Genomic DNA, 14,018 nt, shown 5'->3' with positions numbered 1-14,018 from the left:
CGGGCCGGCACACGCCCGCGGCGGGACACGTCCCCGCGTGTCCACGACCGCCCGCCGTCGACCGACCGAGAGGTTCCCATGAGAGTCACCGCACCGTCTCGCCCGCCCAGTGCGGCGACGCGGGGCCGTGCCCGCCCACGCGGCCGGCAGGCCCTGCTGGGCTGGCTCTACGCGACACCGACCGCGGTGTTCGTCGTGGCGCTGTTCGCCGTACCGCTGCTGCTCGTCATCAGGATGTCGGTGTCGAGATGGCCGCTGCTGACCGGCGACCAGGGGATCAACGCTCCCGACAACTTCGTGAAGGCGGTCAACCACCGGTTCTTCACCGACTCGGTGGTGTTCACCGTCAAGTACACCGTGCTCGCGACCGTGCTGCTCCTGGCCCTCGGCCTGGGGCTGGCCCTGCTCGTGCAGGAGTCGAGCCGGTGGAACAACCTGCTCCGTGCGTCGTTCCTGATTCCCAGCGCGCTCGGGCTGGCGTCGGCGTCCCTGTTGTTCTACGTGCTCTACTCGCCGTACGCGAGCCCGCTGGCGCCGGTGATGGACCGTCTCGGCGTCACCTTCCTCGGTTCACCGACCGCGGCGCTCATCTCGACGACCTTCCTCATCGTGTGGCGCTACGCGGGCTTCTACATGGTGCTCATGCTGGTCGGCCTCCAGGGCATCCCGGCGGACGTGTACGAGGCCGCCCGCGCGGACGGTGCCACCCGCTGGCAGACCTTTCGGAAGATCACCCTGCCTCTGCTGCGTCCGACCCTGGCGCTGACGACCGTGTTGTGCGTGACCGGTTCCCTGCTCGCCTTCGAGCAGTTCTACATCCTGACCAAGGGCGGTCCGGACAACAGCACGATCACCGTCGTCCAGCTCATCTACATGGTGGCGTTCCAGGGTCAGAACGACCTCGGTGTGGCGGCCGCCCTCTCCCTCATCGTGCTGCTGGCCCTGGTCCTCATCAACGCGCTGCAACTGCGCGCCTTCCGATCCGAGGAGAGCTGACCCCGATGGTCGCCGTATCCCGTTCCCGCGTCGATCCCGGCGGAGCTCCGCCACCCGCCGCGGCGCCCGGTCGCCGCGGCGGACCCAGGGGCGTCACCATCGCCGGCATCGCGCTGCGCACGCCGTACTGGGTGTTCTCCGGCGCGGTCGGCCTCATCTTCCTGGCTCCGCTGCTCTGGACGGCGGTCGCCTCGGTGGGCCCGCGGGCCGGCACCAACCAGGTGGACGGCTGGGGCTTCGGCAACTACGAGACGCTGGCGAACTATCAGGCCGGCATCTGGCGCTACCTCGCGAACACGGCCTTCGTCGCCCTGCTCGCGGTCGCCCTGACGCTGCTGATCTCGCTCTTCGGTGGTTACGCGTTCGCCCGGTTCCGCTTCCCCGGCAAGAACATCCTGTTCCTGGTCACGCTCGCCATCCTGATGGTCCCGTACGCGACGTTGCTGATCCCGCTCTACGTGCTGCTCAACCAGGTGGGGCTGGAGAACTCCCTCGTCGGCGTGGCCCTCGTGCTCACGATGTTCCAGCTGCCGTTCTCCACCTTCCTGATGCGTATCTCCTTCGAGGCGGTGCCACGTGAACTGGACGAGGCCGCGATGGTCGACGGGTGCTCGACGTTCAGCGCTCTGTGGCGGGTGCTGTTGCCCGCGGTGAAGCCGGGCCTGATCACCGTCGGGCTGTTCGCGTTCCTCACCGCGTGGAACGACTTCATGGCACCGCTGATCCTCATCAACGACAGCGAGCGCATGACCCTTCCGCTCGCTGTGTCCAACCTGCGGGGCCAGGTCCAGGGTGTCGTCGACTACGGGGCGACCGAAGCGGGCGTCGTCGTTCTCGCCCTTCCGTGCATCGTCCTGTTCCTGCTGCTCCAACGACACTACGTGCGCGGCTTCATGTCCGGCGCGATGAAAGGATGACCATGAGCGGCACCGCACCTACGGCCGCCCCTGTCCTGCCGATCCGTGGCCGGCTCCGGCCGCTCGGGCTGGACCAGGTCCGGATCACGGGGGGATTCTGGGCCGAGCGTCAGTCGATCAACGCCGCCGCGACTCTGCCGCACATCGCGCACTGGCTCGAGCGTGCGGGCTGGATCGGCAACTTCGACCGTGCCGTGCGGGGCGACCTGTCACGCGATCGCCGTGGACGCGAGTTCTCCGACTCGGAGATCTACAAGTTCCTGGAGGCGGCGGCGTGGGAGATCGGCCGGACCGGCGATGCGGGGCTCGAGTCGCGGTTTCGCGCCTTCGTGCGACGGGTGGCCGCGGCGCAGGAGGCCGACGGTTACCTCAACACCAGGTTCGGTCGCCCGGGGCAGGCGCCCCGGTGGTCCGACCTCGAATGGGGTCATGAGCTTTACTGCGTCGGTCATCTCCTGCAGGCCGCGGTCGCCCGCGCCCGAACGCGTCCGGGTGCGGACGACGGGCTGTTCGAGGTCGCCCGCCGTGCCGCCGACAACGTCTGCGAGACCTTCGGGCCGGACGGCGTCGACGGCATCTGCGGGCACCCGGTGATCGAGACCGCGCTGGTGGAGTTCGCCCGGGTCACCGGTGACGACCGCTACCTGACCCAGGCCGCGCTCTTCGTCGACCGGCGGGGTCACGGCCGGCTCAGCGATGTGGAGTTCGGGCGGGAGTACTTCCAGGACGAACGGCCCGTCCGGGAGGCGACGGTCCTGCGAGGGCACGCGGTACGGGCGAACTACCTCGCGGCCGGCGCCGCCGACGTCGCCGTCGAACTGAAGGACGCCAGCCTGCTGGACGCGGTGCGCACCCAGTGGAGCAACGGGTTGGCCCGGCGCACGTACGTCACCGGCGGGCAGGGCTCCCGGCATCAGGACGAGGCGTTCGGCGAGGACTGGGTGCTGCCTCCCGACCGTGCCTACTCCGAGACCTGCGCCGGCGTCGGCTCGGTGATGCTCGCGTGGCGGCTGCTGCTCGCCGACGGCGACCCCCGGTACGCCGACGTCATCGAGCGGACGCTGTTCAACGTGGTGTCGACCTCGCCGTCGGCCGACGGACGGAGCTTCTTCTACACCAACACGCTGCACCGCCGCGAGCTCGGCAACCTTCCCGACGCCGACCGGCCCAGCCTGCGCGCGGCGGCTTCGCTGCGGGCGCCCTGGTTCGAGGTCTCCTGCTGCCCGACCAACGTCGCCCGCACCCTGGCCAGCCTGGCGGCCTACGTCGCGACGTCCGACGACGAGGGTCTGCAACTGCACCAGTACCTGCCGGGCACCGTCGAGCACCGCCTCGCCGACGGGCGCGACCTGTGCGTGCGCATCGCGACCGACTACCCGCACAGCGGGCAGGTCCGGGTGCGGATCGAGAGCGACGACGACCGCCCCTGGTCGCTGTCGTTGCGGGTGCCCGGCTGGGCGGGCCAGGGTGCGACGCTGACCGTCGACGGAGAAACCCGTGCGGTCGGTCCCGGCCTCGTCACGGAGAACCGGACGTGGCGACGGGACGACGAGGTCGTTCTGTCCCTGCCGATGGCGCCCCGGTTCACCTACCCGGACGCCCGCATCGACGCGGTCCGTGGCTGCGTCGCGGTGGAGCACGGCCCCCTCGTGCTCGCCCTGGAGTCGGTGGACGTGCCCGACGTCGAGACGGTCGACGAGCTCCGCGTCGACACCAGCCAACCGCCCCGCCTCGTCGACGGCCGCGTCACCGTGCAATGCCGGCGCGTCCATCCACGCGAGCACGACTGGCCGTACCGGACCGACGCGGCCGAGTCGGCGCCGGTGGTCGACGAGGGCGTCGACGAGGTAGCGCTGGTGGAGTACCACGACTGGGCCAACCGAGGGCCCTCGACCATGCGCGTCTGGCTCCCGACAGAGCACTGACGAGATGTCAGGGGCCGACCGGCTCCCTGATGTTAGCGCTAACGCCCGTACGCGCCTCGCCCGTTCAGCCGCACCGACGACAGGGAGGAAACGACATGATCCATAGAAGAGTGAGGAGGGTGCCCCTCTGGGCCGCCCTGGGCGCGCTGGTGCTGGGAGGGGCGGTCGGCGTACCGTCTCCGGCCCACGCCGCCAGCCCGGTCCTGCCGGGCAACGAGGGTGACGTCGGGGTCTACACCAACGGGCAGAACCATGCCATGGAGATCGGCGACCCGACCTACAGCAACGTCGGTGACGTCGCCAACCAGCTCAAGCCCGGCGTGCCGTTCACCGCGGGGAACATGCACCAGTCGATCTTCGAGAAGGACCTGGCCGCCGGCGGCACGGACTACTACCTCGACCGCGTGCTGGGCGTCCCCGGAACGATCGGGTCGGCGGTGCTGATGAGCCGGGGCCGTTCTCTCTACATGCGCGGCGCGAGCAACAACAACTTCACCGTCATGGGCTTCGCCGGCAGCACGTACGTCGGTGGCCCGAACAACCTCGGCAACCTGTACACCGTCACGGTGCCCGGGCAGACCGTCGCCGAGGTCAACGCCAACCGGTTCAACGCGCCGAGCCACGCGAAGAGCCGGTACACGATCGGGACCACCGGAGTCACCGCCAACCAGACCAAGTTCATCACCGAGGACAACGTCGCCGTCACCGCCCTCGACTTCGACAACCCCGGCGACGCGTCGGCCACCTTCACCGTCCGCGCCGCGTCCCCGCTGGCCACCCAGGCCGGACCGGGCGCCGCCGCGCTGACCGGCACGCGCACCATCACCAGTGGCGCCAACAACGGGCTCGTCGACACGGCGTGGGATTCGATCAGAGTCGACGTCACCGGTGCCGGCTTCAGTCGTACCGGAGCGAACCTGGACCGCGAGATCACCGTGCCGGCCGGCGGCTCGGTGTCGCTGTCCGTGGTCGGCGCCGTCTCCTCGGCCAGCCTGACCAGGGCCGTGCAGAGCTACCAGGAGTACGCCGAGATGTCGCCGGCCACGGCCGTGCGCACCGGCATCACCGCCTTCAACCGCCGCTGGGCGCAGGACGTGCCCTACATCAACGTGCCCGATCCCGCGCTGGAGAAGGCCATCGTCTACCGCTGGTGGGGCGAGCGGTACAACACCCTCGACGCCAACGCGCCCGGCCACGTCTACCAGTACCCCACGACGATCGAGGGGGTGAACCTCTACCAGAACGCCGTGGCGCTGACCCAGCCGATGCACCTGCAGGACACCAAGTGGCTGCGCACGCCCTACCTGCCGTACGGCCAGGTCCTCAACATCGGCGAGCTGTCCGGCTCGTCGGCCTTCCTCGACAGCCCGGGGCACACGAGCTGGAACAACCACTACTCGCAGTACATCGGCACCGCCGGGCTCGAGGCCTACAACGTGCACGGCGGCGGCAAGGAGATCGCCCGGAAGTTCGCCCGCTACTTCGAGGGCGACGGCGTCGGTCAGCTCGAGCACTACGACGGCAACGACGACAAGCTCATCGCCTACGACACCAACTACATGCCGGGCAACGACGCCGACGCGATCACCTTCGGCTACCCGAAGAGCAACGCCGGCGCACCCGGGGCGCGCACCATCGAGCGCCCCGAGTCGGCGTACGTGTGGGGCGCGTTGGACGCCGCCCGCCAGCTCTACCAGCTCGCCGGCGCCGACCAGGGCAAGGTCGACGAGATGGCCGGCGGCGCCGACGCGATCCGCGCGGCGATCCTCGACCGGCTGTGGAGCCCCGACATGCGGATGTTCCTCGCCGGCACCTCCCACGGCGCCACCAGCGCGGCGAGCGCCAACGGCCGGCCCAACCCGCTGCCCGCGACGTCCCGCGACCTGATCCCGGCCCGGGAGTCGAACCTCTACGACGTCTACGCCGAGAACCTCATCCCGTACGACCAGTGGCAGAACTACGTCGACGGGTACCGCTTCCTGACCTACGGCGACAACTTCCCGATCTTCCCGTTCTACACCGCCAACCAGTACGACCGGACGGCCTACGGGATCGGCGGCTCCAACAACTTTTCCAACATCAACTTCACGGTGCAGTACCGCGGAGTCCGCTCGGCGCTGCGCCACTACGACCCGGAGCAGAAGTACATCACCCCGGCGTACGCCAAGCGGCTGCTGGACTGGATGGCCTGGAGCATCTACCCCAACGCGGACCTGCGCGCCCCGAACCAGGCGGAGTACTACTCCAACTGGAACGCGACCGCGAAGACCTACAACCGCAACAACCCGAACCACGTGATGCTCGGCAATATGAACTACATCTTCGTCGAGGACATGGCCGGCCTCCAGCCGCGCTCCGACGACAAGATCGAGCTCTCACCGATCAAGTTCGGCTACGACCACTTCATGGCCAACAACCTGCGCTACCACGGGCAGGACGTCACCATCGTCTGGGACCCCGACGGCAGCAAGTATGGCCTGGGCGCCGGCTACAGCCTGTTCCTCAACGGCGAGAAGAAGGTCAGCACCGACAAGATCGGCAAGCTCACCTACGACCCGCGCACCAACCAGGTCCAGGCCGAGGCCGGCCTGACCGTCACGTTCACCGCGACGACCGGGGCCGACGTCCCGAGCGCGGTCGACACCCCGATCGAGGACACCCGCGTCGTCGAGTACCTGAAGACGGCCGGCATCGACCTCACCGAGGACGCGCCGAACCTGGCCGCGGGCGCCAATCTCAGCTCGTCGTACACCCAGCAGGGCGTGCGGCCGACGCCGTGGCGGCAGTTCCACACGCCCGGCTGGAGCACCACCTCGATGAACTACACACCCGGCGCCATCAAGGAGACCGAGCGGCCCGTGTCGCTCGCGGCCGTGACCGACGGCGTCACCGCCAACGAGCCGTACTGGGGCAACTACGGCACGACCGACAAGAACGGCTACATCGAGCTGGACCTCGGGTCGGCGAAATCCTTCGACAACGTCAAGGTGTACGCCGTCAGCGACCGCCAGGCCGGGGGCTACCGCGAGCCCGCGCGCTGGTGGGTGCAGGTGCCCGACGGCGACGGCGGCTGGAAGGAGGTACCGGGCCAGTTCAAGAACCCGACCGTCCCGTCGGCGAAGTTCAACGAGGCGTTGTTCGACACCGTGACGTCGAGCAAACTGCGCATCGCCTTCACCAACAACCCGACGTTCTACACGGCGATCTCCGAGGTCCAGGTGTTCGACTCGGGACGCGACGTACCGGAGGTCTCCAACCAGGCCCCCGTGGTCACCGCCGCGCGCGACGGCTCGGCGGACGGCAACCTGTCCACCAGGCTGGTCGGCACGGCGTCCGACGACGGCATCCCCTACGACAGCGAGCTCACCTTCGGCTGGGAGACCGTCTCGGCCCCGCCCGGAGCGGGCGTCATCTTCTCCGACCCGAAGGCACTGACGACCCGGGTGACCGGCACGGTCGAGGGTGATTACGTGTTCCGCCTCTTCGCCAGCGACGGCGAGAAGCGGTCGGAGGCGACCGTGGCGGTGACCCTCGCCAAGCGGGAGGTGGTCGCCGAGTTCGGCTCCTCGGCGACGGTCAGCACCAGCGGCACCGCGTCGTGGGAGAACCACCAGCGGGTCAAGGAGAGCACCACCCCGAACAGCTCGAACCCGGGTGCCGGGAACGGCTGGGGCAACTGGGGCCAGACACAGAACGGCACCAGCCCGGAGCGGGAGGCGTGGATCCAGTACCGGTGGACCGCACCGGTGCGGCTGTCGTCGACCGACATCTACTGGTACGACGACAACGGTGGCACCCGCCGGCCCACGGGCACGACGTACGCCATCGAGAGTTCCGCGGACGGCACCACCTGGACGCCGGTCACCCTCACCGCGGACTCGACGTACGCCGACGGGCTCGCCACCAACACCTACAACCACTTCGACTTCCAACCGGTCACGACCAGCTATCTGCGCATCCGCATCTGGGGCCTCATGGGCAGCGGCGCGGGCACCGGCGTGCTGCGGTGGCGTGCCAACGGCGAGACCGTCGACTCGGTGCGCTCGCCGGTGCTCATCCGGACCACCGTGGGCGCTGTGCCCACCCTGCCGAGCACGCTCGACGCGGTCTACGCCAGCGGTGCGCGCGGCACCGTCGCCTTCAACTGGCAGGAGATCACGCCGGCGATGGTCGCCGAGACCAACGTCGAACCGTTCGTGGTCTACGGCACGAACGACGCGTACGGCCTGATCGCCGAGGCCCGCGTGTACGTGCGTCCCGAGACAGCCCCGGGCGGCATCTCGATCCAGGGCGCGGAGACGTTCGAGCGCTCCGTCGACGTGGGCGAGCTGCCCCACCTGCCGGACAAGGTGGAGGTCTCCTACAACGACGGGTCCCGCGACAACCAGGCCATCGGTGTCGACTGGGAGTTCGACGAGGACATCGTCGACACCCCCGGCCGCTACACCATCATCGGCAACCTGATCCTGCCCGACTACGTCAGCCAGGCCGGCGCCACGCGGACCACGCTGACCCTCACCGTGGGCGACCCCCCGGAGACCCCGACGTGGGACGTCGAGGTGCAGGCGCGCACCCAGTGCATCGGCACCCGCGCCTACGTCTCGGTCAACGCGCGCAACGCCGAGGACGTGCCGCTCACCATCGAGCTGATCACGCCGTACGGCTCGCGCACGGTGTCCGGCGTCGCCCCCGGCAAGTCCGCCTACCAGGCGTTCACCACCCGCGCCGAGTCGGTGCCGGCCGGGGTTGCGACGGTGAAGGCCACCGGCAGCGTGGACGGCCAGCCGGTGACGGCGGCGTTCGAGGCGCCGTTCGGCGCGCTCGCCTGCGGCTGACCCTTCGTGGTGGCGGCGCCGCACCGGCGCCGCCACCACCTCCGGACAACAGTGAGGAGATCGACACCGTGAACACCACCGTGGTGCGCGGCGCCGCCCCACCAACCCGCCGGCCGGTGCGCCGGCTCCGCAGGGTGGTCGCCGCGGCGGCGGTCACCGGGCTCGTCGCCGCCGGCCTGGTCGGGGTCGCCGCGCCCGCGCGCGCCGCCGACTCGTACACCTTCACCAACACCGTCAACCCGATCCTCGGCGACGGCAGCTACTACTCCGCCGACCCGGCGCCGGTCGTCGTGCCGAGCGGCGCACCCGGCAACGACAGCGGCCAGGACCAGCTCTACATCTACACCGGCCACGACCAGGCCGGGCCGTCCACCAACGACTTTGTCATGAACGAGTGGGGCGCTTTCCGGACCACGGACGTCGAGGCGGGGGAGTGGACCCACTACCCGTCGCTGATGCGCCCGGAACAGGTCTTCGCCTGGGCGACGCCGGGGCGCGCGTACGCCGGCCAGGTCGTCCGGGGCGTGGACGGGCGCTACTACTGGTACGTACCGATCAACGAACGGGACAGCCCGGCCTCGGACAAGTTCGCGATCGGCGTGGCCGTCTCGGACAGCCCGACCGGCCCGTGGACCGACCACGCGGGCGGGCCGATCATCTCGCAGCGGGTGCCCACGCCCAACACCATCCACAACATCGACCCGACGATCCTCGTCGACGGCACGGCACCGAACCAGCGGGTGTACCTCTGGTGGGGTTCGTTCAGCCAGCTGCGGATGATCGAGCTCCAGCAGGACATGAAGACCCCGGTCACCACCCAGCGCTCGGTCACCGGCCTGACCGGCTTCTTCGAGGCGGCCTGGGCGTTCAAGCGCAACGGCACCTACTACATGGCGTACGCCGGGAACAACGCCGGTCCGACCTCGCAGTGCACCCCGGCGAACTACCACGCCTGCATCGCGTACGCGACGGCGTCGTCGCCGGAGGGGCCGTGGACCTACCGGGGCACCATGCTCCGGCCGGTTTCCTCGACGACGAGCCACCCGGGCATCCTGGAGTTCGACGGCCGGTGGTACATCGCGTACCACACCGCCGACGCTGTGGGCGGCGGCCACTTCCGCCGCTCGGTGGCGATCGACCCCGTCGAGTGGGACGACACGCAGAACCCGCCGAGGCTGAAGCTCGTGACGCCGACGCCGGTCAGGGGGCCTGATCGCACCCCGCGGGCGAACATCGCCCAGGAGGCGACGGTCACTGTCTCCAACGTGCCGGTGCCCACGCAGTACTGGGTGAAGGCGCTCAACGACGAGATCGTCCGGTCGAACCCGCTGCCACCGGACATGTGGGGCACCTGGACCGGCAACAACCCGCCCCAGCAGTGGGCGCAGTACACGTGGGACCAGCCGATGCGGATCTCCGGGTCGCAGATCGACTTCTGGAACGACCAGCCCCAGGGCACCGGCGCGGGCGTCGCGGCCCCCGCCCGCTGGCGCCTCCAGTACTGGAATCTCGACAGCGGACAGTGGGCCGACGTGCCGAGCCCGAGCGGCTTCCCGACTGGCACGCAGGGCTTCCAGGACACCACGTTCGACCCGGTGACCACGACGCAGGTCCGCGCCGTGTTCGACGCGTCCACCAATGGCAGCACCTACTCCGGAGTGGCGGTCGAGGAGTGGAAGATCCTCGCCACTCAGCCCGAGTCCGTCACCCCGCCGGGAATGACGGTGGAGGTGGGGGAGACCGAGCTGCCCGACAGCCTCCCGGTGTCGTTCGGCGCCGAGACGCTGCGGGTGCCGGTCTTCTGGGACCCGGTCACGCCGGAGGACGTCGCGACGCCCGGGACGTTCACGATCGGGGGCAGCGTGCTCGGCTACGCCGCCGGTCGCGTCTCCGCCCAGGTCAGGGTCATCTCACCGGATGACACCGAGGGCGACGAGACGGCGCCGACGCTGACGCTCACACCCAGCGGCAGCGCCGGCGGTGCCGGCTGGTTCCGGTCCGCCGTGCGGGTGCGTATCGCCGGTGTCGACGACGGTGGCGGTCGGCTGACCATCGAGTCGCGGGTGGACGACGGCGAGCCGGTCGTCGCGAGCGCCGTGCGGTCCGTCGACGTGACCGTCTCCGGAGACGGTCAGCACGCGGTCCGGGCGACCGCGACCGACCGCGCGGGCAACACCTCGGAGCCCGCGAGCCTGGCCGTACGCATCGACGCGACGGCACCGGTCAGCACGGGCACCGTGGACAGCACGACCCGGGCGGTCACGGTGACCGCGAGCGACGCGACCTCCGGTCTCGCCCGTGTCGAGTACGCCATCGACGCCGGCCCGTGGACGGCCTACAGCGGCGCCATCGCGGCGCCCGACTCGAGCCGGCACACCGTGTCGTTCCGCGCGCTCGACACGGCCGGGAACCAGGAGACCGCGAAGACGGTCACCATCCCGGCGGACCTGTCCGGGCCGCTGACCGGCAACATCGGGCCCATCGCGACCCCGAGCGCGTCCTACACGGCGGGCTGGAACAGCCTCACCGCCCTCAACGACGGCGCCGACCCGGCGAACCCGAGCCAGGCGCAGCTCTGGGGCACCTGGTCCGGGACCCGCCCGGCGATCCAGTGGGTCCAGTACGACTGGGCCCGACCGGTGCGCGTCACCGGGACGGAGCTGAAGTTCTGGCGGGACTCCAACCGCGGCACCGGCGACGGCGTCGCCGAACCCGACGGGTGGGTGCTGCAGTACTGGGACGAGGGGACCTCGGCCTGGCGTGACGTGACCGGCGCGTCCGCCTACGGCACGAGCACCACCGCGTTCAACACCGTCACCTTCGATCCGGTCACCACACCTCGGGTGCGGGCGACGATCCGGGCCGACGGGAACGGCACCACCTACTCCGCGGTCGCGATCACGGAGTGGCGGGTCGTCGCCGACGACCCGGGTGTCCAACCCGCGTTGCCCGTCACGGTCAGCGTCCAGGCGCGGTGCGTCGGCGGTAGGGCGTACGTCGCCGTGCAGGCGCGCAACGAGCACGACGCGCCCGTGGACATCGTCCTGGAGACGGCCTACGGCCAGCGTTCCGTCGCCGACGTGGCACCCGGTGCGAACGCCTACCAGTCGTTCGCCACCCGGACGCCCTCGGTGCCGGCCGGCTCGGCGACCGTCCGCGCCACCGGGCCCATCAACGGTGTGGACGTGACGACCGTCCGCACCGCAGACCACGCCGGCGCCGATTGTGCCGGCGATCCCCGTCAGGCCCCGTAACCACTAGCGACGATGGAGTAGCAGATGAACACAGGAAACCGTAGGCGGTTGCTCGCGGCCGGTGCCGCGGGTGCGGTGCTGGTCGGGACGGTGGCGTTGCAGGCGCCGGTCCAGGCCGAGCCCGGCGACAGCGCCGACGTGCGGGTGACGGTCGACATCGAGGAGATCGCCGAACCCGGCGTGCTCGCCATGTCGATCGCCGGCAACTCCGTCGCGCTGTCCGAGGACGGCTCGACCCTGCTGGTCCGTCAGTTCGTCGGCAGCTTGCCGACGGTGACGGTCACCGACACCCGTACGGCCGAGGAGGTGCCCGACAACGCGGCCTGGGCCGTGCTGGGTAGCGCCACCGACTTCGTCGGCGGCGCCGGCCAGGCGCCGATCAGCGCCGGCCATCTCGGCTGGAAGCCGCGCCTTCTCGACGGGGGCGACAGCGGCCTGGTCACCGAAGGCGAGGAGGTGGTGACCGTCCTGGACGAGCCGACCCAGCCCGGCAACAACGTGGGCCTCGTCGACCAGGAGCTGCTGGTGTCGACGTTCGACTCCGAGGCGGTCACCGGCGACGCGTACTCGGTGGACGCCGACCTGTACCTGCGGACCCCGGCGGATGTCGCCGCCGGCTCGTACACCTCGACGTTGACCCTCTCGCTGTTCGAGTGACGCACGGGTGGGGGCCGCGTCGCCGTGGCCCCCACCATCACATCCCTCCGTCGAAGGACCCCGATGATCCGGACCTTGCCGCGGACGCCGCTGCGACTGCTCGCCGTGCTGGCCGCCGTGTTCGTCGCCGTGCCGATCGCACCCGCCACCGCGGTGGCGGAACCCACCAGCCCGACGCTGACCTGGGCGGTCCAGCCGGCCAGTCAGCAGGGCCCGGACGGCCGCCGGTGGGTCGAGCGCACGCTCGACCCGGGCCAGGTGGTGACCGAGCACCTGGCCGTGCGGAACCTCAGCGACGGCACGGTGGTCTTCGCGCTGAAGGCGGCCGACGGCTACCTCACCGACAAGGGACGCTTCAACATGCTCCCGTCCAACCGGAAGTCGGTGGACGGTGGCACCTGGATCAGGGTGCAGGAGACGGTCAGCGTCGGGCCGAGGCAGACGAAGGTGGTGCCGTTCACCATCGCCGTGCCCCGCGACGCCACGCCGGGGGACCACCCGGCCGGCATCGCGGCGGCGGTCACGAGCACGGGAGGCACGGTCGCCGTCGAGAGTCGGGTCGGGTTCCGGGTCATGCTGCGGGCCAGCGGCACGGTCACCGCGTCTCTGGCGGTGAGCGGCCTCACCGCCAGGTACGAGCGCTCGTGGAATCCCTTCTCGGCCGGCACCGTCCGTCTCAGGTACACCACGACGAACGACGGCAACGTCGCGGTGACCGGCACCGGCCGGACGGCGGCCACCGGTCCGTTCGACCTGGCCACACGGCGAATCGCGACGAACGTCGAGGAGACGCTTCCCGGAGGCACCCGGGAGGTCGAGGCCCGCCTCGACGGGGTGTGGGCGGTGGGACGGCTCCAGACCCGCGTCGACCTCACCCCGGCCGTCCTCGGTGGTGGCCCCGCCGGCGCCGAGATCAGGCCCGCCACCGCCACCGTCACCATCTGGGCGCTGCCGTGGCCGCAACTGGCCCTGGCCGCAGCCCTCGCAGCCCTCGCGTTTGCCCTCCGGAGCACCGTCCGCCGACGCCGGCGGCGACTCGTGCAGTTGCTCGCCGACGCCCGGAACGAGGGCCGGGCGGAAGCCCGGACCTCGGCACTGGCTGGCAACGCGCCGAAGGCCCCGTAAATCCCCCTGCCCGAAAGGACGATCCGCAATGGTGGAATCCGACAAGATGCCCGTCAGCCGACGTCAGGTACTTCAGGCATCGGCCATTGGCGCCGCCGCCGTGGCCACCGCGGGCGCGCTCCCGGCGACCGCCGCCGAGGCGGCGACAGCCACCGGGACGACGACCGGCGCGACCGCCCTGGGCGCGACCCCGGCCGATCCCGGTCCCGGCGGCACCGCCCCGGTCAGGCCGTTCCAGCTGCGGGAGGTGAAGCTGGGCGACGGACTGCTCCAGGAGAAGCGCGACCGCATGAAGGCCTGGCTCCGGCA

8 protein-coding genes are annotated in these 14,018 nt (G+C 70.6%); all 8 read left to right on the top strand.

Going from position 1 to position 14,018, the window contains the following annotated elements:
- Positions 1-78 precede the first annotated feature (78 nt).
- Positions 79-996 carry a carbohydrate ABC transporter permease gene (locus tag ACWD5O_RS32395; protein WP_354966768.1) on the top strand — a complete coding sequence of 306 codons (918 nt, stop codon included), beginning with the start codon at positions 79-81 and terminating at the stop codon, positions 994-996.
- A 5-nt stretch (positions 997-1,001) separates the two neighbouring features.
- Entirely contained in the window at positions 1,002-1,913 is a 912-nt protein-coding gene (locus tag ACWD5O_RS32390; protein WP_450005332.1) for a carbohydrate ABC transporter permease, read from the top strand.
- Positions 1,914-1,915: 2 nt separating this feature from the next.
- Positions 1,916-3,838 (top strand): glycoside hydrolase family 127 protein, encoded by a 1,923-nt coding sequence (locus tag ACWD5O_RS32385; RefSeq protein ID WP_450087635.1) that lies wholly within the window; start codon positions 1,916-1,918, stop codon positions 3,836-3,838.
- A gap of 119 nt (positions 3,839-3,957) precedes the next feature.
- The gene (locus tag ACWD5O_RS32380) at positions 3,958-8,673 is read left to right on the top strand and encodes a galactose-binding domain-containing protein (RefSeq protein WP_450087634.1); all 4,716 of its coding nucleotides are present in this window, start codon (positions 3,958-3,960) and stop codon (positions 8,671-8,673) included.
- Positions 8,674-8,741: 68 nt separating this feature from the next.
- Positions 8,742-11,927: a family 43 glycosylhydrolase gene (locus tag ACWD5O_RS32375; RefSeq protein ID WP_450087633.1), complete on the top strand. Its 3,186-nt coding sequence runs from the start codon at positions 8,742-8,744 to the stop codon at positions 11,925-11,927.
- Between the two features lie 24 nt (positions 11,928-11,951).
- Positions 11,952-12,584, top strand: coding sequence for a hypothetical protein (locus tag ACWD5O_RS32370; RefSeq protein ID WP_354966764.1), 633 nt, complete (start codon positions 11,952-11,954; stop codon positions 12,582-12,584).
- Positions 12,585-12,647: 63 nt separating this feature from the next.
- Positions 12,648-13,709 carry a hypothetical protein gene (locus ACWD5O_RS32365; protein WP_354966763.1) on the top strand — a complete coding sequence of 354 codons (1,062 nt, stop codon included), beginning with the start codon at positions 12,648-12,650 and terminating at the stop codon, positions 13,707-13,709.
- 28 nt (positions 13,710-13,737) lie between these two features.
- Positions 13,738-14,018: hypothetical protein (locus tag ACWD5O_RS32360; RefSeq protein ID WP_450087632.1), on the top strand; the 281-nt coding region annotated here is incomplete at its 3' end.

It is taken from the genome of Micromonospora sp. NPDC005161, assembly GCF_053599855.1.
Note: the sequence above shows the minus strand (reverse complement) of the source record. Positions and strands in the feature narration are given on the sequence as shown.

Coding starts and splice junctions, on each gene's coding strand:
- ACWD5O_RS32395 (WP_354966768.1), top strand. CDS start 79: ATGAGAGTCACCGCACCGTCTCGCCCGCCCAGTGCGGCGACGCGGGGC.
- ACWD5O_RS32390 (WP_450005332.1), top strand. CDS start 1,002: ATGGTCGCCGTATCCCGTTCCCGCGTCGATCCCGGCGGAGCTCCGCCA.
- ACWD5O_RS32385 (WP_450087635.1), top strand. CDS start 1,916: ATGAGCGGCACCGCACCTACGGCCGCCCCTGTCCTGCCGATCCGTGGC.
- ACWD5O_RS32370 (WP_354966764.1), top strand. CDS start 11,952: ATGAACACAGGAAACCGTAGGCGGTTGCTCGCGGCCGGTGCCGCGGGT.
- ACWD5O_RS32365 (WP_354966763.1), top strand. CDS start 12,648: ATGATCCGGACCTTGCCGCGGACGCCGCTGCGACTGCTCGCCGTGCTG.